Origin of the sequence: Streptomyces sp. NPDC058000, from assembly GCF_042886435.1 — a bacterium.
GTDB lineage: Bacteria > Actinomycetota > Actinomycetes > Streptomycetales > Streptomycetaceae > Streptomyces.
In genome coordinates, this window is record NZ_JBHVQS010000065.1 from 25,552 (window position 1) to 46,404 (window position 20,853).

The window sequence follows — 20,853 nt, forward strand, 5'->3', positions numbered from 1 at the left end:
GAGGCGCGTACGCCATGGCCATGTTCGATCCGCTCGGTGCCCTCACCGAAGCCTTCACCAGCTTCCTGTTCGGGAAGGTGGAGACGACACGGCTGCCGGTACGCACCTCCACCGGCCAGGCACAGGCGGTCTACCTGCCGACGGCGGCGCCCGGGCTCGGCGACTCGGGCGTGATCATCGGACGCGAGGTGTACTCCGGCAAGGGGTACATCTACGACCCGTTCCAGCTGTACGGACAGCAGCTGCCGGCGCCGCACTGGCTGGTGCTCGGAGAGTCCGGCAACGGCAAGTCCGCGCTGGAGAAGACCTACGTGCTGCGGCAACTGCGGTTCCGTGACCGACAGGTCGTGGTGTTGGACGCGCAGGGCGAGGACGGCGTCGGCGAGTGGAACCTCATCGCCCAGGAGCTGGGGATAACCCCCATCCGCCTGGACCCGACCGCCGCCCTCAACGGCGGCATCCGCCTCAACCCGCTCGACCCCTCGATCACCACCACCGGCCAGCTGGCCCTGCTGCGGACGATCATCGAGGTCGCCATGGGGCACGGTCTGGACGAACGTTCCGGCTTCGCCTTGAAGGTCGCGCACGCGGCGGTGCTCAGCGGGCACGAGGACGAGGTGGACGGGACGGACGGGGTGGACGAGACGGACAGGGCGCCCCGTGCCGTCCGGCAGCCGGTGCTCTCCGACATCGTCGAGCAGTTGCGGCACCCCGAACCGTCGTCCGCTGAGGCGATGAACGTCGACATAGACGACGTCCGCGCCTGGGGCCTGGACGTGGCGCTGGTGCTGGACCGGTTGGTCGACGGTGACCTGCGCGGCATGTTCGACGGTCCGACGACGGCGGGCATCGACCTGGACGCGCCGCTGATCGTCTTCGACCTCTCGCACATCGACCGGAACTCGATCGCGATGCCGATCCTGATGGCGATCGTGGGGGTCTGGCTGGAGCACACCTGGATCCGCCCGGACCGCAAGAAGCGGATCTTCCTGGTCGAGGAAGCCTGGCACATCATCAACTCGCCGTTCGTGGCCCAGCTCTTCCAGCGCCTGCTGAAGTTCGGCCGCCGGCTGGGTCTGTCGTTCGTGGCCGTCGTCCACCACCTCAGCGACGTGGTGGACGGGGCGGCGGCGCGGGAGGCCGCGGCGATCCTCAAGATGGCGTCCACCCGCACCATCTACGCCCAGAAGGCCGACGAGGCGCGGGCCACCGGGCGGGTGCTCGGACTGCCGCGCTGGGCGGTGGAGATCATTCCGACCCTGACCCCCGGCATCGCCGTCTGGGACGTCAACGGCAATGTGCAGGTCGTCAAGCACCTCATCACCGAGGCCGAGCGGCCGCTGGTCTACACCGACCGGGCGATGACCGAGTCGTCCCCGCTGCCGACGGACGAGGCCCGCGCGCTCGCGCGGGCCGCGGACGCCGAGGCGGAGGCGCGCGCCGAGGCCATCGCGATGGAACGGCAGTTGCGGAACGAGTCGAGCGAGACGGTGGCGTGAGGCGCGGATACGACGCGGACGGCCGGGGCGACGACCGGGGCGATGGTCGTGGCTACGACGGCCGGGGCTACGACGGTCATGGCGACGACGGCCGCTACGACCGCAGGGACGGCCGGGGCGGCGGTCGTCCCAGGAACCGTGGCGTGCCCGACACGCTGCTGGTGGGGCTGATCGGTTTCCTGCTCGGGCTGACCCTGGTGGTGTGGACGGCGACCGGTCTGGCCGGGCTGTTCGCGCACGGCGGCTGGCCGTCGGGGGTGACGTACACCGGTACGCCGATCGCGCTGCGGCACCTGATCGCCGCGCCGCACGACATCGCGGCGGCCTGGCCGGACACCCCGAAGGGCCAACTGTCGGGCTACGGCCTGTTCTGGGGGCTGTTCGTCGGCGAGCTGATGGTGCTGCTGGTGCTGGCGATCTTCGCGCTGGGGACGGTCACCCGGTACCGGGCCGTCCGGGCGACACAGCGGGCCCAGCAACGGGCCCAGCAGCGGGCGCAGGCCGCACGGGGGCGGCACACCGAGCCGGTCGTTCCCGCGGGGGCGGAGACGGCCGTGCCGGCCGCTCCACAGCCCGCGGCGGCCCCGGCGGCTCCGGTGCCCGCCGTCCCCCAGGTGCCGGCCGCGGCCCCGGAGCCGTCGCCGGCCCCCGGCCCGCTCCCCGAGCAGCGCAGCACCGCCCCGGCCCCCGCGCCCGCACCGGCCCCCGCACCTGAACCGACGCTTCCGCGCGTCCAGTTCGGCAGCGACCGGGCCGTCCTCCGGGCCGCGGCGCTGGCCGCCGCCACCGCAGCCGCCGGACCGCTGGTCGTCGCCACCACCGACCCCGCCCTCTGGGCCGAGACCAAGGACGCCCGCGCCAAACTGGGCCCGCTGCTGGCCTACGACCCCACGCACCGCCTCGACACCCCGGCCCGGCTGCGCTGGTCGCCCACCGCGGGCTGCGAGGAGATCGGCACCGCCGCCGCCCGCGCCACCGCGCTGCTGGCCCCGGTCCGCCCGGCCAGCGCCCTGGACTCGGCCGTCGCGGACGCCGCGCAGACCCTGCTGCGCTGCTGGCTGCACGCCGCCGCGCTGGACGGCCGCCCGTTCCGTCAGCTGCACCGCTGGGCGCACGCCGCGGGCGGCGCCCAGGAGCCGGTCCGCATCCTGCGCACCCATGCCAAGGCGTCCCCGGGGCAGGCCGGCGAACTGGAGTCGGTACTCACCGCGCACACCGAACGCCGGGAGATGGCAAAGGAGTTGCTCGGCCGGGCGCTGACCGCGCTCTCCTCGGTCCACATCCGCGACGCCAGCAATCCGCTGCGATCGGATGCGCTGGTTCTCGAATCATTCCTCGCCGAGGGGGGAACGCTGTACCTGGTGGGCGAGTCCATCGAGGACCCGCCCACCGATCCGGGTGCGATGCCGCTGATCACCGCACTCCTCTCGCACGTGGTCGAGCACGGCCGCCGCATGGCCGAACGGTCATCCGCCGGTCGGCTCGACCCACCACTCACCCTCGTCCTGGACGACATCGCGGCGCTCGCCCCGCTGCCCGCCCTGCCGGGCCTGCTGGAGACGGGCCGGGAGCGCGGCCTGCTGACGCTGGCCACCATGCGCTCCCGGGAACAGGCCAGGGCCCGTTGGCCGCAGGGCTTCGCGCCGGCCTGACGCACCCCGCCCGGCCGACGCGAAGTCCTGCGGCCAACGGGCCTACCCGACCGCCGCCACCACGCGGCGCGGCGGCGCGGAGACCAGGTGGTCCGCCAGCTCCGCCCAGTGCCCGGACAGGTAGAAGTGGTCGCCGCCGGGGAAGACCCGCAGTCGGAAGCCGTCGGCGGTGTGCTCCTCCCAGGCGGCCACCTCCTCGACGGTGACCAGCGGGTCCCGGTCGCCGGTCAGCGCGGTGACCGGGGTGGTCAGCGGCGGACCGGGCCGGTGCCGGTAGGTCTCCACGGCCTGGTAGTCGCTGCGGACCACCGGCAGGGCCATCGCCAGGACATCCCGGTTGTCCAGCAGCCGCGGGTCGGTTCCCCGGGTCCGCCGGATCTCGTCGATCAGCCCGTCGTCGTCCCGGAGGTGGACCGTACCGCCGCGGACCTTGGACGGCGCCCAGGCGCTGGAGACGATCAGGTGCGCCGGGGCGACCCCGTCGCGCGCCAGGAGGCGGGCCACCTCGTACGCCACCAGGGCGCCCATGCTGTGGCCCAACAGGACCAGCGGGCGGTCGGTCAGGGCTGACAGCGCCTGGTACGCACCGGTCGCGAGCGTCACCAGGTGCGCGACGCGGGCCTCCCGGATCCGGTCGTTGCGGCCCGGGTACTGGACCGCCAGCACCTCGTACGGGCGGCCGCCGACGGTGCGGGCGGCGACGGCGGTGGCCAGCGGCCGGTAGGTGCCGGCGCCGCCGCCCGCGTGCGGGAAGCAGACGACCCGGGCGGCCGCGGCGGCGGACTGCGCCGGCCCCGGGCGCAGTCGCCGCAGCCACGGGTCCGCGGCGGGGGCCGACCGGGGCCGCGGGAGGGTGAGCGCCCGAGCGTCACATGCCACGGGTGTAGCCCCCGTCGACCGTGAGGGACTGTGCGGTGACGGCGGCCGCCCGGTCGGACACCAGGAAACCGATGAGTTCGGCGGCCTCCCGCGCCTCGACCAGCCGCCGCAGCGGGATGGACTTGCGCGCCTGGCGCAGCATCCGCGCCAGGTCGGCGCCGATCTCCTCCGCCGAGGCGGCGATCTCGCGGCGCAGCATCGGGGTGTCGATCCAGCCCGGCAGCACCGCGTTGACGGTGATGCCGCGGGACGCCAGGTCCAGGGCGAGGCCCTTGGTGTAGCCGATCAGGCCGTGTTTGGAGGCGCAGTAGGCGGTGTTGCGCATCTTGCCGGCCTTGCCGAGGATCGACGAGACGTTGACGATCCGGCCCTTGTCGACGAGGTACTCCAGGCAGGCGGCGGTGACCGCGAAGGTGCCGTGCAGGTTGATGTCCAGCACCCGCAGCCAGGTTTCCTCGTCGTCCGGGCCGTTCTCGTCGGCGACGCCGGCGTTGTTGACCAGGATGTGCAGGTGGCCGGCGGCGCGCAGCGCGGCGCGCAGTGCGCTGCGGACCGTCTCCCGCTCGCGCAGGTCCGCGACGAGCGTGGTGGCCTCCGCGCCCAGGTCACGCACTTCCTTGGCGACGGTGTCCAGCGGAGCGGCGTCCCGGTCGAGGAGGATCAGGTGGGCGGCGCCGGACTCGGCCAGCAGCAGGGCCACTTCGCGGCCGATGCCCTGGGCGGCGCCGGTGACCACGGCGGTCCGGCCGGCCAGTTCGCCCGGTACGGGTCCGGGTACGGGGGTGTCGAGTTCGCTCATGGCCGGCCCCTCACGCCATCTTCAGGCCGCCGTCGACGTGCAGTACCTCGCCCGTGGTGTACGTGTTGCGCGGGCTGGCGAGGTACATCACGGCGTCGGCGATCGTCTCGGGTTCGGCGTACTTCTTCAGCAGCAGCCGGCTCATGATCTCGTCCGCGCCGTGGGCGCGGATGGTGTCGGTCATGTCGGTGTTGATGACGCCCGGGGCGACCGCGTTGACGAGGATGCCCCGGGAGGCCAGCTCCACCGCCATCGCCTTGGTGAAGGACTCCAGACCGCCCTTGGCCGCCGCGTAGTTCGACTGGCCGCGGCCCGGCTTGGAGGCGGCGGCGGAGGAGATGTTGACGATCCGGCCGTAGCGCTGGCGCAGCATCGCGGGCGCCGCCGCCTGGAGGGTGAGCATCGGGGCGACGAGGTTGGTGCGCAGTACGTCCTCGATGTCCGCGAGGCTCTGGTTGACCAGCAGTTCGTCGCGGGTGATCCCGGCGTTGTTCACCAGGACGTCGAGCCGTCCGAAGGCGGCGCGGACGCCGGAGACGACCGTGTGCGGCACCTCGGGGTCGGAGATGTCCCCCTGGAACAGCTCGACCTTGCGGCCCAGCTTCGCGATCTGCTCGGCGACCTGCTCCGCCTCCGCCGTCGCGCTGCGGTAGTTGAGGGCGATGTCGCAGCCCTCCTCCGCCAGCCGGACGGCGATGGCGCGGCCGATGCCCCGGCTGCCGCCGGTCACCAGTCCCACCTGACCTGCGAATTCCATGAGCTGACGGGTCCTTTCTGATGAAGTCGGTCGGCCGGCTGGGCCGTTGGGGCCGGGCGCCGCACGCGGGGATGCCTGCGACGGGTCGCGTGCGGCGCCCGGGGGTACCCCCGGCGATGGCCGGGGGAGGCTCACACCGAGTGCGCGCTCTTGTAGTCGGCCAGCCGCAGCCCGTGCGCGTCGGCCAGTGCGGCGATGTCGATGACCTGCTGGCGGCTGATGTTCCCGTAGGAGTAGTGCCGGTCGATGCCGGCCAGGCCCATCAGCGCGGTCTCCGCCATGCAGGCGAAGAGCTGGCCGGCCTCCAGGAAGGCCCGCGCCGAGGGGTGCAGGCTCTCGCCGTTGGGCGTGGCGACGATGCCGCCGAGCATGTACGCCAGGTCCGGCCGCTGGGTGGCCAGGTCCGGCACCGCGTTGTTGGGGACCGCGATGTCGCAGACCACCGCGTCCGGCGCGAAGTGCTCCCCGGTCAGGAACGGCTCGGGGCTGTTGGAGGCGCACAGCACCAGCTGCGCCTCGCGGAGCGCGTCGCTGTCCTGGGTGACGGTCAGGAACGGGTCCTGGCCGTAGCGCTCCTCCAGGTACGCGGCGATCGCCTTGCCGCGCTCGGTGTCGTCCGCGGACGGGCCGTCGGCCAGCCACTTGGCGATCAGCGGCTCCTCGGCCAGCCGGGCCGGGATGCCGGTCAGCTCGCCGCCGTCCGCGATCCGCGCCCAGCACTCCTGGTAGATGCCGTGCACGGTGTTCCGCAGGCGCCGCGCCGAGCCGTCCCGGCGGCTGCCGACCAGCACGATCCTGCTGAGCTGCTCGGCGAACAGCTGGCTGTAGACGGAGGCGATGTTGCCGGCCGCGCCGACCACCGCCAGCGTGGCGTCGGCGACCGCGAAGCCGCGGTCGCGGGCGCCGCGCTCCATGGCCCGTACGCCCATCGCGACGGTCAGCGCGTTCCCGGAGGTCAGCGCGATGCCTGGGACGTTCAGCGAGGTGCAGTTGTTCGTGACGATCGAGGTGTACATGCCGAGCCCGGCGACCTCGCAGCCGTCCTCGCGGGCCGCCTGCACCCGCTCCTCGACGTCCGCCCGGATCCCGGCGACGTCCCCGGAGGCCAGGTAGCGGCCCATCTGCTCGGAGCCGACCATCAGCGGGTAGAGCGCGAACTCCACGGCGCTGCCCAGCGGCGAGTCGATCCGCACGGCCGGGTAGGGCGCCGCCTTCTTCACCGGGTCCATGCCGAGGACGAAGGCGCGCAGCGCGGCGTCGCCGAGGTCGGCCAGCGCCGGGTCGACCTGCCGCAGGTGGGCCGGGGTGATCAGGTGGTTGACGAACGCCACCTTGCGGACCGGGCCGGTCACCGGGCGCGGCTCGCCCTGCTCGTAGCCCTCGATGGCGCCGCGGAAGTCGCGGATCTCCGCCCGCGGCTTGGGGATCGTCCGGTCGCTGGCCGGGTGGACCAGGTGCAGGGTGTCCTCGTAGCGCAGGATGCGGCAGAGCCGGTCCAGGGCGCCGCGCAGCCGCTCGATCTCCTCGTCGGTGAGGAACGCGGACGGCTGGATGCGCAGGACGTTGCCGGCGCTGCCGGTCGGCGCCATCCGGATCCGCTCCTGGCGCAGCAGGTAGCCGGAGAGGAGGTAGCCCAGCGCCCCGGTGTAGGCACTGCCGCGCAGCACCATGGAGCGGGCCTCGCCCTGGTCGCGCAGCTGGACGCCGATGAACAGGCCCTTGCCGCGGATGTCCTCGATGATGTCCGGATAGGCCGACTTGAGGTCCGCCAGCATCGCGACCACCCGCTCGCCGCGCTCGGTGACCTGGCGGTACGCCTGTCCGTCGGCGTCCTCCAGCATCGCGACGACCTTGCGGGCGATGGACGAGGAGAAGTCGTCCATGGCGAACGTCGAGCTGTGGATCAGGTCGAACTCGCCCTGGTACAGCGACCGGCGGACCAGCATCGCGGAGACCTTGGCCAGGCCGCCGCCCAGCGACTTGGAGAGCGTGTAGTAGTCGCCGCGCAGCCCGATCAGCGAGCTGGCCAGGAAGGCGCCGCAGCGGCCCATGCCGCTCTGCACCTCGTCGATGATCAGCGCGGTGCCGACCTTGTTGCAGAACAGCCGGATGGCGCGGCCCTGTTCGGTGGTGAGCGCGTGGATGCCGCCCTCGCCCTGCACCGGCTCGACCATGAAGGCGGTGATGGCCGGGAAGTCCCGTTCGACGACCCGTACCCGGCCGTCGGCCAGTTCGGTGTCGAGCAGCACCACCCGCTCGTCCTCGGCGATCCGGTCCAGCAGCTCCGGCTGGTCCATGGGGACGAAGCGGACCCGCGTGCCCAGGTTCTGGAACGGGGTGCGGAAGCCGGCGTTGTAGGTGAGCTGGACGCTGCCGACGAGCTTGCCGTGGAAGGACCGCTCCAGCGCCAGGAAGAGCGGTCTGGTGGCCAGCGCCGCCGCGTTGTGCGCGCCGATCGCGGCCAGCAGCCCCTCGATGCCGGCGGCCGGGGCAACCTGCCCCTGGAGGGCGGGCAGCTGGTAGGCGTCCGGGTCGACAGCGGCCGTGCCGCGGCGGACCGCGTCCCGGGCCGTCTCCAGATGCGCGGCGGTCTCCTCGGCCAGCGCCGCCACCTTGGTCACCCGGACCAGCTCGGCGTGCTTGACGGCCGCCTCGACGGCCTCGGCGCCGCTGTTGCCGAAGGTGGCCAGGTACGGCTCCTTGATGCCGGTCTCCCGGCGGACGACGTCGCTGAGCTCGGCGCCGAGCCGGCCGGCCTCGCCGCGCAGCGAGAACTGGGCGTGCACGGCCCGGTTCTGGTCCAGCAGCTCCTTGGCGTGCGCGACGATCTCCGGGTGGTTGTGTCCGAAGATCAGCGAGCCGTAGCCGCCCATCAGGTCCAGGACCGGCACCAGTTCGCCCTGGTCGTCGCGGTGGTAGAGGGTGTTGCCCTCGGCCCGCTCGTACTCGACGTCCAGCCCGAGGGCGGTGAACACCCGGCCCATCTGGGGCTGCACGAATTCGGTGAACGCTGAGGTAGCTGACGTAGCTGACGTAGCTGACATGGGGTGGTGGTCTCCTAGACGAGGTGCGGCCGCTTGGCGAGCAGTGCTCCGGCGAACCCGTTGAAACTGCTGTGCAGGCTGAGGACGGAGTCGATCCGCCGCTTCCGGGCCGACCCGGTGACGAAGTCGGTGCCGTCGTCCGGCGGGGTCGCCAGGTGCGCGATCGGCGGCAGCTCACCGGTGGCGAACAGGCTCGGCGCCAGGGCGAGTTCGGCCAGCGGGCCGGCGGCCCCCAGGGTGCCGATGACCGGCCGTACGGAGCTGACCGGGACGCCGCTGTCCTTGAGCAGCGCGCGCAGCAGCTCGGCCTCGGCGGCGTCGTGCTGGACGGTGCCCTTGCCGTCGGCCAGGACGGCGCCGAGGGTGTCCGGTGTCACCCCGTGCGCGGCCATCAGGCCGCGGGCGCTCTCGGCCAGCGCGGCCGGGCCGACGCCGCTGTCCACGGCGGGCCGCAGCGCCGCGCCCAGCACCTCCACCAGCGGGCGGGCGCCGCGCGCCGCGGCGTCCCCGGCGCGCTCCAGGACCAGCGCCACCGCGCCCTCGGCCAGTACCGAGCCGTCCCGCTCGGCGTCGAAGCTGCGCAGCGAGGCGGTGCCGCGGCCGCCGGCGGTGAGGTTGCCGGCGCGGTACTGCGCGGCCAGCTTCAGCGGCTCGTTGTAGCTGCCGGCGCCGACCACCAGCGCGGTGTCGCAGTCGCCCCGGCGGAGGCTGAACGCGGCCCGCTGGAGGGCGCCCAGCGCGGCCCCGGCGTCCTGGACGAAGGCCGCGCAGTCGCCGCGGAACCGCTGGGCGATGCTGACCAGCGCCAGGGTGTTGTTGTTCAGCGCCCGGATGACGGTGAACGGGTTGAAGGTCGCGGCGTTGCCGAACGCCTCCGCCACCACCCGCGTGAGGTCCGCGCCGACCTGCGGCGAGGTGTCGGTGCGGGCCTGGTCGAGCGCCTTGTGGAAGGCGGCCACGCTCAGTTCGGTGGAGTCGTCCTGGGCGACGTAGAGCCCGCGCCGCTCCTCGGGGATGGCCTGCCAGCTGTCGCCGGCCTGCCGCATGGCGTCCTCGGCGGCCAGCACCGCGTTGAAGGTGAAGGCGGTGCCGAACTTCCGCAGCTTGTGCGGGACGCTGTCCCGGCTGGCCTGCTGGAGGTCGGCGGGGACGTGCCCGAAGTGGGTGATCTTCTTCGTCCGGACGTAGGGGTCCTGGTAGGCCGCGAGCGCGGGCCGTGCCTCGCGCCAGGCCGTCCACAGGGCCTCGGGCCCGCGCCCGGTGGGCAGCACGGCGCCGATACCGGTGACGACGATCGCGTCGGGGTCGAAGGAGGGGTCGGCGGCCGGGTCGAAGCCGGAGCCGTCAGCGCCAGGGACGACGCCCGCGCTCGAAACGATGTCAGTGCTCATAACCACGCACCACCAGACTGGCGTTGAGTCCGCCGAAGCCGAAGGAATTGCTCACAGCCACCGACACCTCCTGGTACCGCGCCTTGTCCGGCACGTAGTCCAGGTCGCAGGCCGGATCCGGGTTCTCCAGATTCAGCGTCGGGGGCACGATGCCGTCCCGTACGGACAGCACGGTGGCGATCAGCTCGGGCGCACCGGCGGCGGCGATCAGGTGTCCGAGCATGGTCTTGTTGGCGGTGACCGCCAGCTTCCGGTAGTGCTCGCCGGCCGCGAACACGTCCTTGATCGCCCGGGTCTCGATCGGGTCGTTGAGGGGGGTGGAGGTGCCGTGCGCGTTGATGGAGTCCACCGCGTCCGGCGCCACCCGGCCGTCGGCCAGCGCCCGGCTCATCGCCAGCGCGGCCCCGTGCCCCTCCGGGTGCGGGGCGGTGACCTGGTGGGCGTCCAACGAGCTGCCGAAACCGGCCAGTTCGGCGTAGATGGTCGCGCCGCGCCGCCGGGCGCTCTCCTCGCTCTCCAGCACCACCATGGCCGCCCCCTCGGCGGCCACCAGCCCGCTGCGGTCCCGGTCGAAGGCCCGGCACAGCCGGTCCCCGAACAGCTCGGACGTGGACGGCGCACCCAGCAGGTGCAGCCCGGTCATGGTCGGCAGGTTGAGCACCGAATCGGCGCCGCCCACCACCATCGCGTCCACCTCCCCGCGCCGGATCATCTTCATGCCGTGGCCGATGGCGTGGGTGGCCCCGGCGCAGGCGGTGGAGAAGTTCAGCGCCGGGCCGCGCAGCCGGTGCCGGGCCGCGATCCCGGCGGCCAGCGCGTCGTTGGTGCAGAACAGGCCGCTGGCCCGGTCCAGTCGGTCGCGCCGCCCGAAGAGCGTCTGCCAGCCGGGCTGCCCGTCCTCGCCGATCGCGTGCAGCAGTTCGTAGGGGTCCCGCTCCGGCACGCCCGAGCCGACGGCGGTGCCGATCCGGCCCACCGGGCCCGGCCCGTCGATTCCGGCGTCGGCCAGCGCCTGCGCGGCGGCCGCCAGCCCGAACCGGGTACGCCGCTCCAGCGGCCGGTCCGGGTCCGCCTCGGCGCCGTGGCGCGCGGCGAACGCGGTGTCGTCGACCGGTGCCGCGTAGCGCACCGGGAAGTCCTCGACACCGGGCAGCTGCCAGGCGCGGATCGCCGACCGGCCCGCGGTCAGGCCCTCCCACATGGTCTGCCAGTCGAGCCCCAGTCCGCAGACGGCGCCCAGTCCGGTCACCACGACGCGGCGGCTCATTTCCCGGCTCCTTCCAGTACGACGGCGCACACCTGGCCGCGTGCGCCGCAGGCCAGCACCAGGGCCCGCGGGGCGGGCAGCGCCTCCTCGCGCACCGCGTCACCGTCGGCGGCCAGCCGCCGCCCGGACGCCAGGCCGCGCAGCGCCAGCAGCGTGTGCGCCAGCGGGTGGGCGGGGCCCAGTACCCCGGTGGCCCGTTCGCCGGTGAACTGGGCGGGCCGGTCCGCGGTGCCCGCGAAGACCCGGTCCAGCGCGGCGCTCTGGGCCCGTGCGCCGTCCGCCGTCCAGGCGGCGTCGGGCAGCACCCAGCCGATCCCGCCGGCGTCCGTACCGGCGCTCTCCAGGGCCGCGTGGACGGCCTCGGCGATCGCCTCGGTACGGTCCTCGGTCCCGGCGCCGAAGGCCCGGCCGTAACCGGCCAGCCGCGCACCGGGAGCCCCGGAACCGGCCACGGAACCACCGGAACCACCGGAACCAGTGGTTCCGCCGGGGCCGCCGGGGCCGCCGGGGCCGCCGTCGGCCCGCTCGGCGAGCAGGAAGGCCGCACCCTCCCCCGGCACCGCGCCGTTCCACCCCAGCTCCTCGTACTGCGCGAAGAGCAGCGGATGCACCTTGGGGCTCACCGCCCCGACCAGCGCCGCCTCGTTCTCCCCCTCCGCGACCGACAGCGCCCCGTCGATCAGGGCGGTGAGGCCCGCGTCGGAGAACGGCGAGTACGCGGCCATGGCCCCGGTCAGCCCGAAGACCGCCGAGATGTGCGCCGCCACGGTGCTGTTGAGGTGGGACAGTCCGCTGAACGGCGGGACCTCCCGCCCGTAGAGCGCGGCGACCTCGCCCGGCGACCCGGCGGCCTTGTGCAGCCGGTCCAGGGCGCCGAACCGCAGCAACTCCTCGTCCACCGTGGGCAGTCCGAGGTAGAGCCCCCAGTCGGGGCCGCCCACCGGGCCGCGCTCCGCCGGGCCGGCCAGCGCCAGCCGCGCCCCGTAGAGCGCCATCCGGGCCTGCTTCTCCGAGGTGCGCAGCACTCTGCGGTGCACCCCGAGGGTGGCCGCGTCCGGGTCGTCCACCAGGAAGGCGGTGTCGAAATCCGGCCAGGGCCCGGCCAGGGCCTCGGTCGGCCGGCGGGTGTCCTTACCGGCGACCAGGGTCTCCCACAGGACGCCCGGACCGGTGCCGGCCGCGGTGTACAGGCCGGGCGCGGTCAGTCGTACGTGATGCGTCGTCATGGCCCCGTTCACCCCGCCTCGGCCAGGATCAGCGAGCAGTTCTGGCCCCCGAAGCCGAAGGAGTTGGACAGCACCGCGGTCACCCGCGCCGGGCGCCGCTCGGTGACGATGTCCAGTCCGCCGGTGACCTCGTCCGGTTCGGCGAAGTTCAGCGTCGGCAGCAGGGTCTGCCGCTCCAGGCTGAGCACCGACAGCACCGCCTCGGCCGCCCCGCTGTTCGCCAACGAGTGCCCCATGGCGGACTTGTTGCCGGTGACCGGGAGCGTGGCGGCCCGCGCCCCGAAGACGGTGTGCAGCGCCGCCGCCTCGCAGGTGTCGTTGGCCTCGGTCGAGGTGCCGTGCGCGTTGACGTGGTCGATGTCCTCCGGGGCGAGCCCGGCATCGCCGAGCGCGGCCCGTATGCACTCCGCGTAGTCCGAGCCGTCCCGCGTACTGGACGTCATCTTCACCGCCTCGGTCACCCCGGCGTACCCGGCGACCTTGGCCAGGATGCGGGCGCCGCGCGCCTCGGCGTGCGCCCGGGACTCCAGGACGAGGAAGGCCGCGCCGTCGCCGATGACGAAGCCGGCGCGGTCCTTGTCGAACGGGCGGCTGATCTGCGCCGGTTCCCGCCCCTGTGCCGGGGCGAGCGCGCCCACCCCGTAGAAGGCGGTGACCGCGGCCAGCGTGGTCAGGCTCTCGGCGCCCCCGGCGAGCGCCACGTCGAGCGTGCCGCTGCGGATGTAGCGGTAGGCGCTGCCGATCGCCATGCCGCCAGCGGCGCAGGCGTCCGCGTGGGTCTCCAGGACGCCGGCCGCGCCGAAGTAGTCGGCGAGCGCGGCGGTGGCGGAGTCCGGCTGGATCTTTTCGTACCGCTGCGGGTCGAGCCCGCCGGCCGCGTCGGGCGCTGCCGGGCCGTCGAGGTGCTCCAGGTAGCCGTCCAGGTCCAGGGCCCCGGCCTCGTGGTCCACGTGGGCGGCCAGCGAGGTGAGTTCGGCCGGTTCCATGACCATGCGGTTGCAGGCGAGGAAGACGCCACCGCGCTCGGTGTCCAGCCGCCTCGGCAGTCCGCTGCGCTCCCATGCCTGGGCCGCGGCGTGCCAGGCGAGGACGCCGGCCGACCCCAGCGACCCGGCCTCTTCGGGCGCCGCGTCGGCGAGCGCCTGCCGCACCTGGGGGTCGATGTGCGCCGAGACGGCACAGGGGACGCCCCACTCCTTGTGGAGGGGGTGCTCGGTGATGAGCGTGCGTCCTTCCGCGATGTGGTCGAACAGCGCCTCCGGGTCGGTCAGTTGCCCGGCGACCAGACCGATCCCGGTCACCACGACCTCGTGTTCGGCCCCGTTGGGTATGAGGGGTGTCACTTGCTTTCCTTTCGCACGACTCGCACGACGAGCGACGCCTTCCGCACCGGCCGCGGGACGGTCAGCCGACGGGCTGGGCGTGCCCGATGGCGGCGAGCGTCGCCCGGACGCCCTCGGCCATCACCTCGTCGCCGGTGGCCGCCTCCAGCGCGGCACCGCAGCCGGCGCAGATCGCCTTGCCGGACGCGGCCAGTTCGGCCTTGTCGGCGCCGCACTCGGTGCAGGTCCCGGGCAGGTGGTCGAAGATGGCGTGGGTGAAGGCGGCCCAGTGCGCGCTGGTGGCCGCCGCGGCGACCTCGTAGGGCCGCTGACCGGCGTGCACCTGCTCAGCGGAGTAGCCGAACGCGCTGCGGCGCAGGACCTCGGCGGCCAGTTCGGTGATGCCGCCGCGCTCGTCGTACAGCTTCTCGGAGCCGCCGAGGGCGGTGGCGAGCTGGTCCAGGACGTTCGACTTCGGCAGCGCCACGCCGAGCTTGGTCTCCATCTCGAAGCGGAATTCGACCAGGTCCAGGGATTCCGCTCCCAGGTCGGCGACCAGGGTGGCGTCCGCGGTGATCTCGTCGGCACCGGTGCCCAGGACCTGGGCCAGGCCCTCCCGCACGATGTCCTGGATCTGCTGGGCCTCGTAGGGGTTCTGCATTCTTCTCTCCTCGTTTCTGAGCACTCTGAACACCACCGTCGACCAGTCATGAAAATTCGCGGAAAACGGCAGCCGAAATTACCCGGCGGCACATTGCCGACCCGCCCACCATCGGCCCTGAAAGAACGCAGGGCACCATGAATACGCGATGCCGAAATTCCGCTTCGCAAGCCTTTTGTGAAGTCGTTCAGAATTTCAGGAAACGACTGCCACAACCGGCTGCCACTCGGTGAAAGATGTTGATGGATTGCCCGCCCAGGGCACGACACCTGGTCGTAAGAACGACTGGTTCATCCTGCGGACACAAGAGAACGGGAACGCTTCCGAAATTCAGGAAGTCCCAATTTCAGACGCCGATGTAGGCGCTACACATGGCCATCCCCCGTAGCAAATGATCCCCCGACACCTGCTTGCACAAGAGCAGACTGTCGTCGGTGACGATCACCTCGTCGCGACGCACTCGCAAAGCCCGCCCCGCCTCTACTGGAGGCGCGATAAAAACGTTACCAGAGCCGCCCAGGACCGTCACTCGTTTGTGCGATAGGTCACGCGACCCAGAGCGCCCAAGGAGAGGTAAACCATAAATGTTCCGTGGTAATGGAAAACTTAACGCGCCATTCACACAGGTCGGTTTTACTGCTCGACCCGGCGGCCTGGCGGGTTACCGGACGTAAACTTAGTCGGTATCCAATCGCTTTCCGGCCACGGCGCTGAATTCCGGCCATTGGCCGGACACCGCCTCACCCGACGGGCCCGCCCCCGGCCGACACCCCACCGGCCACACCGGGCACTCCGGTCTCCCCGGACCCTCCGGCCGCCGGCCCCGTCGCCGCCCCCGGTCCCTCCTCCTCCTGGAGCCGCCGCGCGTACCCCGCCAGCCGCTTCCCCAGATTCACACTCACCGCGCCGACCAACCGGCCCTCCCGGTAGTGCGCCTCCAGCACCTTCTCCGCACCCGGCTCCCCCTCCTCGACGACCACCCGATCCCCGGTCCCCGGGAACCCCACCGACCTGATCCGCAGCCCGAACGCCGAGGTCCAGAACGACGGCAGGTGCACATACGACTCGGCCGCCGCCGGCCCCGCCAGCAGATTCCGCGCCGCCAACTCCCCCTGCGCCGCCGCATTGCTCCAGTGCTCCAACGGAACCGGCCCGTCCGCATCCCGCACCGCATCGCACCGCGCCACGTCCCCGGCCACCACGATCCGCGGATCGACCACCCCAGCCGCACCGGCCGCCCCAGCCGCCCCGGCGGTCCGCGCGAACAACCGCTCGTCACAGTGGACCCGCCCGGCCGGCAACGCCAACCCGGCCCCCAGCAACCACCCGGTCGCCGGCACCATCCCGATCGCCACCACCGCCACCTCGGCCGGCAGCACACTCCCGTCAGCCAGCTCGACCCCGCCGACCCGCTCCCCGGCCACGCGAAAACCCGTCACCCCGGTGCCCGACCGCAGCGCGACCCCGGCCCGACGCGCCGCCTCCGCCACCACATCCGGCACCGTCCCGCCCAGCGCCCGCAACGGCCGCCCGAACGGCTCCACCAACGTCACCCGCACCCCGAGCCCCAGCCCGACCAGCGACGACGCCAGCTCCACCCCGACGAAACCCGCCCCGACGACGACCACCTCACGGGCCCCGCCGTCGATCTCCGCCCGCAGCGCCCGGACGTCGTCCAGTCCCCGCACGGTCAGCACCCCGGCCGGCACCTCCCCGGGCCAGGCCCGCGCCTGCGCCCCGGTCGCCACCACCAGCCCGTCGTACGGCAACTCGGCACCATCGGCCAGCCGCACCCGACATCGCTCCCGGTCCAACCCCACGGCCGCGGTCCCCCGGACCCACCGGGCACCGAAGTCCTCGGCGCCCGCCAGCCGGATGTCGTCCGCGGTGAGCGTCCCGGCCACCACCTGCTTCGTCAACGGCGGCCGGTCGTACGGGAGTTCCGCCTCGTCCGACACCATGGTCAGCGCTCCGGAGAACCCCCGCGCCCGCAGCGCCTCACCGGCCCGGACTCCCGCCAGGCCCGCGCCCACCACGACGACCTCACGCAAGGTTCAGGCCCCCTCGACCGAGATCGCCCGCACCGGGCACGCCCGCGCCGCGGCCACCACCTTGTCCGCGAGCTCCGGCGCCGGGTCCGGCGCGACCACCAGCTGCTCATCGTCGTCCAGCTCGAAGACCTCGGGCGCCACCAGGGCACACTGCCCCAACCCGTCACACAGCTCGTAATCGACCGTGATCCGCATACGCGCCTCCCCCAACTCCCCAACAACTCACGTCAATTGACCGGCGAGGAGCCGCCCCCGCCACGCCCGCGGCCGGCGGCACCACCCCGCGGGGCCCGCACCGCCGACCGCGGTAACACCGTTACACCGTCTCCCGCGCATACCGCAGCGGCAGTTCCTCCAGCCCCCGGATCGCGTCCGAGGCCAGCCACCGCACCTCCCCCGCCGGCACACCCAACTCCAGCGTCGGGAACCGGTCCAGGATCTCGGTCAGCGCGATCACCGCCTCCTGACGGGCCAGCCGCTGCCCCAGGCAGAAGTGCGGCCCCATCCCGAACGCGACGTGCTGCGCGGTGGCCCGCCCGATGTCGAACACCTGGCCGTCCTCCCGCACCTCCGCGTCCCGATTGGCCGCGTTCAGCAGGAACCGCACCAGCTCGCCCTTGCGGATGGTGACCCCACCGGCCTCGATGTCCGTAAGCGCCACCCGGTTCACCGTGGTCATCGCCGACCCGCGGAACCGCAGCGCCTCCTCCACCGCCCGCCCCACCAACGACCGGTCGGCGCGCAGCGCGGCCAGCTGCTCCGGATGCGTCAACAGCTCATGCAGCGCGTTGGCCAGCAGGTTCGTCACCGTGTCATGGCCCGCGATCAACAACACCGCGGCAAACGACGACAGTTCCTCGTCCGACAGCCCGGTCCCGTCCTCGAACCGCGCCGCGATCAGCTCACTGAGCAGGTCCTCCGTAGGCTGCTCCCGCTTGGCCCCGATCAGCCCGATGCAGTAGGCGAACAGTTCGCCCGCCGACGCCTGCATCGCCTCCAGCGACGGCGCCGCGGAGATGTCCATCGCCCACTTCCGGAACGGGTCCCGGTCCTCGCCGGGCACCCCCAGCAGATCGCAGATCACCTCCAGCGGCATCGGATAGGTGAACGCGTCGATGAAGTCCACCGTCCCGCTGTCGCCCAGCTTGTCCAGCAGCTGCCGGGTGATCTCCACGATCCGCGGCTCCAGCTGCCGCACCGCCTTCGACGCGAACGCCGCGGTCACCAGCCGGCGGTAACGGGCGTGCCCCGGGTCGTCCTGCTCCAGCAGCATCACCTGCAACCCCGGGACCAACGCCCCGTGCGGCGCATGCGTATGCACGTCGTTCGACAGCCGCGGATCGCTCAGCAGCTCCCGGGTCAGCGCCGCACCCAGCACCGTCCAGGTCTCCTGCTGGTTCAGCTGCCGGGTACGGATGATGTCGTGGCGCGCGGCCAGCCTTTCCAGCTCCCGCTCCAGATCCGCCGTAGCCGCCAGCTCGGCCAGATCGATTACCTCGGACATGACGAACTCCCCCCTGTGCCACGAATGACGGGCCGCCGGCCCACACCGCGGCCCGCACGCCGCACCGTGGGCCGACCGGCCCCAAGAAACCCCGCCCCGGACACCAACGGCCGGCGGCCGGTACGCCCCGGACTCAGTCCCGGAGCAACTGCACTGCCTGCTGGGCGAGTTGGGCATCCATCGCGCCCGACCGGCTCCCGGCGATCCCCGACCGCATCAGGGCCGCCCCCTCGACCAACGCCACGAACGTCTCGGCCCGCGCCCGACAGAACTCGGCGGACCACTCCGGCCGCCCCTGCTGCACGAACGCCTCTACATGGGCCACGTACTGCTGGTAGAACTCCCGGACCACCGCGGCGATCTCGTCATCCCGCGCCGCCAGCGCCCACACCTCGACGTACAACCGGACCAGCTGCGGGTCCTCCTGCTCGGCCAGCACCACCGCCACCACCCGGGCGGGTTCCGCCTGACCACCCTCCGGCACCTCGATGACCGACGGGTCCTCCCGGCTCAGCCGCAGCCCCGTCGTCTCCGCCAGCCGCGTGAGCGAACGGTCCAACGCCCGCTCCAACACGGCCTTGATCAGGTCCGCCCGGGTCGGGAAGTAGTGCTGCAAATGCCCGACCCGCACGCCCGCCTCACCGGCGATGGCCCGCAGCGACGCATCCGCGTTGCCCTTGGCGACCAGTACGGACTCGGCGGCATCCAGCAGGCTCGTCCGCCGCAGGCTCCCCTGCCGCGTCAGCTGCGGCTTGCCGTCGCCCTTCTCCTCGCTCATGACACCGTGACCTCGACCCCTGCCTTCTCCAGAGCGGAGACGACGTCCTGCGGCACCGGCGTCATCTCGGGGAACACCACCCCGGTGGGCGCCTCGGCGCCATCCGCACCCAACACCCGGCGCAGCCCCAACAGCCCGCCCAGCGCGGTGAGATGGGCCTGCCCGGCGGCATCCTTGACCACCGCCGTACGCCGCTCCCCGCCCCGCCCACGGACATCGATCCGCAGCAGCGCGCTGCCACCCTCACCGGGCGAGTACAACATCGACCGACGGGTCTTCTCGAACGAGTCGCCCCGCCCCCACCGGAAGAACCCGGTCTTCTTCAACGCCAGCAGCGTCGACGTCGACGAGTTCGCGCTGAACCCGATCCGCGTGATCGCGGTGTCCAGCCCCAGCACCAGCGGCAGCGTGAACTGCTCCGGCGTGTCGATCCGCGCCACCTTCGTCCGGTGCTCGCCGATCTGGACGAACCCGGCGTCGCTCAACGGCATGATCATCCGCCGCTCGCCGTTCTCGGTGACCTCGTAGTCCAGCCCCAGCCGGTCCATGAACTCCACCGAGTCCGTACCGGCCCGGTCCTTCAGGTCGTACCGGATGGCGATCTGCACCCCGGCCGCACCGCCCAGCTCGGCCGACAGCGCCGCGGTGACCAGCGCACTGACCCCGCCCATCCAACTCGACGAGAGCAGTACCGGCGCCTTCGGCGGATTGACCGCCGCAACCGCCGTGGCCCGCTGCAACCGCGCCGTCCACCGCGTGATGTCCACATACGGCACCCCGCCCCGGATGGCGGCCAGCATCACCCGGTCGTCCGGGTCGTTCACCGTACTGATCACGGCCCGGACCTTCGCCGCGAACGGCTCCGGATCACCCAGGTCCCAGCGCCGGACCTCCGCCCCCACTTCCTCGGCCAACGCCTGCCCCTTCTCGGGCGTACGCCCGGTGAGCAGTAACGGCCAAGAGGGGGCGGCGAGCCGGGTCAGATCGCCACCGACGGTCCCGTAACCGCCGACCACGAGCACCGGACCATTCACATCAAGCTGGAGGTCATCGTCCACATCGCCGACATTAGGTCACCCGACCTAGAATCTCAACGTCCGCCATTGTCGCCCCCGTCACATAGAGTCGTCACCCGACAGGCCGTCTACTACCGCCCACCACCGAGGAGTTGAGCCCCCACATGCTCATCGAGCACGTCCTCCCCCCACACGCGGTAGGCGAGGACGCCCTCGGTGACCCGCCCGCCACGGCCCCCACCGGCCTCTTCCCGATCGAGGAACGCGAGATCGCCCACGCCGGCGAGAAGCGCCGCCGCGAATTCACCACCGCCCGCCAGTGCGCCCACCGCGCCCTGACTCGCCTGGGCCTACCCCCGACCCCGGTACCCCCCGGCCCCACCGGCGCCCCCACCTGGCCCCCCGGCATCACCGGCAGCATCACCCACTGCGACGGCTACCGCGCCGCCGCCGTGGCCCGCACCGCCGACCTCCCCCACCTCGGCATCGACGCCGAACCCCACGCCCCCCTGCCGCCCCTGGTCCGCGACGGCATCACCACCCCCACCGAACGCACCCACCTCCAGGACCTCGCCACCACCCACCCGGACATCCCCTGGGACCGCCTCCTCTTCAGCGCCAAGGAATCCGTCTACAAGACCTGCGCCCCGCTCTCCCCCCGCCCCCTCCAATTCGACGACGCCGAAATCACCTTCACCCCCACCAACGGCACCTTCACCGCCCGCCTCCTGCTCCCCTGGCCGGCCGACGTCCCCGCCCCCGTCCTCCCGGGCCGCTGGCACACCGCCCACGGCATCCTCCTCACCGCCACCACCCTCCCCCGCCCGTCCTGACGCCCCTGCCGCCCCGCATTTCCAGCACAACGCAAAAAAGCCTCGTTCCCCGAGTCGAAACTCGGGGAACGAGGCTTAATCAAAATTTGTTCGGCGGCGTCCTACTCTCCCACAGGGTCCCCCCTGCAGTACCATCGGCGCTGAAAGGCTTAGCTTCCGGGTTCGAAATGTAAC

The 20,853-nt window shown here is 72.7% G+C and carries 17 protein-coding genes and 1 rRNA gene; 3 read left to right on the plus strand and 15 right to left on the minus strand.

Annotated features, from left to right (window positions below):
- Positions 1-20 precede the first annotated feature (20 nt).
- Positions 21-1,499, plus strand: a complete 1,479-nt coding sequence (locus ACFVT2_RS37030; protein ID WP_390025393.1) for an ATP/GTP-binding protein — start codon at positions 21-23, stop codon at positions 1,497-1,499.
- A gap of 143 nt (positions 1,500-1,642) precedes the next feature.
- Positions 1,643-3,151 carry a type VI secretion protein gene (locus ACFVT2_RS37035; protein WP_390025395.1) on the plus strand — a complete coding sequence of 503 codons (1,509 nt, stop codon included), beginning with the start codon at positions 1,643-1,645 and terminating at the stop codon, positions 3,149-3,151.
- A 42-nt stretch (positions 3,152-3,193) separates the two neighbouring features.
- On the opposite strand, the gene ACFVT2_RS37040 is transcribed toward ACFVT2_RS37035, so the two are convergent.
- The 14 genes from ACFVT2_RS37040 to ACFVT2_RS37105 form a co-directional block, all read right to left on the minus strand.
- On the minus strand, positions 3,194-4,030 hold the full coding sequence (locus tag ACFVT2_RS37040) for a thioesterase II family protein (protein ID WP_390025367.1): 837 nt from the start codon (positions 4,028-4,030) through the stop codon (positions 3,194-3,196).
- Positions 4,020-4,829 (minus strand): SDR family NAD(P)-dependent oxidoreductase, encoded by an 810-nt coding sequence (locus ACFVT2_RS37045; protein WP_390025369.1) that lies wholly within the window; start codon positions 4,827-4,829, stop codon positions 4,020-4,022. Before ACFVT2_RS37045 ends, ACFVT2_RS37040 begins: the two co-directional genes overlap by 11 nt.
- Before the next feature lie 10 nt (positions 4,830-4,839).
- Entirely contained in the window at positions 4,840-5,586 is a 747-nt protein-coding gene (locus tag ACFVT2_RS37050) for a 3-oxoacyl-ACP reductase family protein (RefSeq protein ID WP_390025370.1), read from the minus strand.
- Positions 5,587-5,717: 131 nt separating this feature from the next.
- Complete coding sequence (locus ACFVT2_RS37055) at positions 5,718-8,630, minus strand: aminotransferase class III-fold pyridoxal phosphate-dependent enzyme (RefSeq protein ID WP_390025372.1); 2,913 nt, start codon at positions 8,628-8,630, stop codon at positions 5,718-5,720.
- Between the two features lie 14 nt (positions 8,631-8,644).
- On the minus strand, positions 8,645-10,021 hold the full coding sequence (locus ACFVT2_RS37060) for a beta-ketoacyl synthase N-terminal-like domain-containing protein (protein WP_390025373.1): 1,377 nt from the start codon (positions 10,019-10,021) through the stop codon (positions 8,645-8,647).
- Positions 10,011-11,288, minus strand: a complete 1,278-nt coding sequence (locus tag ACFVT2_RS37065; RefSeq protein WP_390025375.1) for a beta-ketoacyl-[acyl-carrier-protein] synthase family protein — start codon at positions 11,286-11,288, stop codon at positions 10,011-10,013. Before ACFVT2_RS37065 ends, ACFVT2_RS37060 begins: the two co-directional genes overlap by 11 nt.
- Complete coding sequence (locus ACFVT2_RS37070; protein ID WP_390025377.1) at positions 11,285-12,514, minus strand: beta-ketoacyl synthase N-terminal-like domain-containing protein; 1,230 nt, start codon at positions 12,512-12,514, stop codon at positions 11,285-11,287. The genes ACFVT2_RS37065 and ACFVT2_RS37070 overlap by 4 nt, the downstream gene beginning before the upstream one ends.
- Before the next feature lie 8 nt (positions 12,515-12,522).
- Positions 12,523-13,857, minus strand: a complete 1,335-nt coding sequence (locus ACFVT2_RS37075; RefSeq protein WP_390025379.1) for a beta-ketoacyl-[acyl-carrier-protein] synthase family protein — start codon at positions 13,855-13,857, stop codon at positions 12,523-12,525.
- Between the two features lie 61 nt (positions 13,858-13,918).
- The gene (locus ACFVT2_RS37080; RefSeq protein WP_390025381.1) at positions 13,919-14,497 is read right to left on the minus strand and encodes an acyl carrier protein; all 579 of its coding nucleotides are present in this window, start codon (positions 14,495-14,497) and stop codon (positions 13,919-13,921) included.
- A gap of 740 nt (positions 14,498-15,237) precedes the next feature.
- Complete coding sequence (locus ACFVT2_RS37085) at positions 15,238-16,548, minus strand: NAD(P)/FAD-dependent oxidoreductase (RefSeq protein WP_390025383.1); 1,311 nt, start codon at positions 16,546-16,548, stop codon at positions 15,238-15,240.
- Positions 16,549-16,551: 3 nt separating this feature from the next.
- Positions 16,552-16,743 carry a ferredoxin gene (locus tag ACFVT2_RS37090; protein ID WP_390025385.1) on the minus strand — a complete coding sequence of 64 codons (192 nt, stop codon included), beginning with the start codon at positions 16,741-16,743 and terminating at the stop codon, positions 16,552-16,554.
- Positions 16,744-16,864: 121 nt separating this feature from the next.
- Positions 16,865-18,052 carry a cytochrome P450 gene (locus ACFVT2_RS37095; RefSeq protein WP_390025387.1) on the minus strand — a complete coding sequence of 396 codons (1,188 nt, stop codon included), beginning with the start codon at positions 18,050-18,052 and terminating at the stop codon, positions 16,865-16,867.
- A 133-nt stretch (positions 18,053-18,185) separates the two neighbouring features.
- Positions 18,186-18,830: a TetR/AcrR family transcriptional regulator gene (locus tag ACFVT2_RS37100; RefSeq protein ID WP_390025389.1), complete on the minus strand. Its 645-nt coding sequence runs from the start codon at positions 18,828-18,830 to the stop codon at positions 18,186-18,188.
- Positions 18,827-19,852: a saccharopine dehydrogenase gene (locus ACFVT2_RS37105; RefSeq protein WP_390025397.1), complete on the minus strand. Its 1,026-nt coding sequence runs from the start codon at positions 19,850-19,852 to the stop codon at positions 18,827-18,829. Before ACFVT2_RS37105 ends, ACFVT2_RS37100 begins: the two co-directional genes overlap by 4 nt.
- Positions 19,853-20,010: 158 nt before the next feature.
- On the opposite strand from ACFVT2_RS37105, the gene ACFVT2_RS37110 reads away from it, so the two are divergent.
- On the plus strand, positions 20,011-20,679 hold the full coding sequence (locus ACFVT2_RS37110) for a 4'-phosphopantetheinyl transferase (RefSeq protein ID WP_390025391.1): 669 nt from the start codon (positions 20,011-20,013) through the stop codon (positions 20,677-20,679).
- 88 nt (positions 20,680-20,767) lie between these two features.
- Here the strand turns inward: ACFVT2_RS37110 and rrf are convergent.
- Positions 20,768-20,853: ribosomal RNA gene (gene rrf, locus ACFVT2_RS37115) — 5S ribosomal RNA — on the minus strand; the annotation flags it as partial.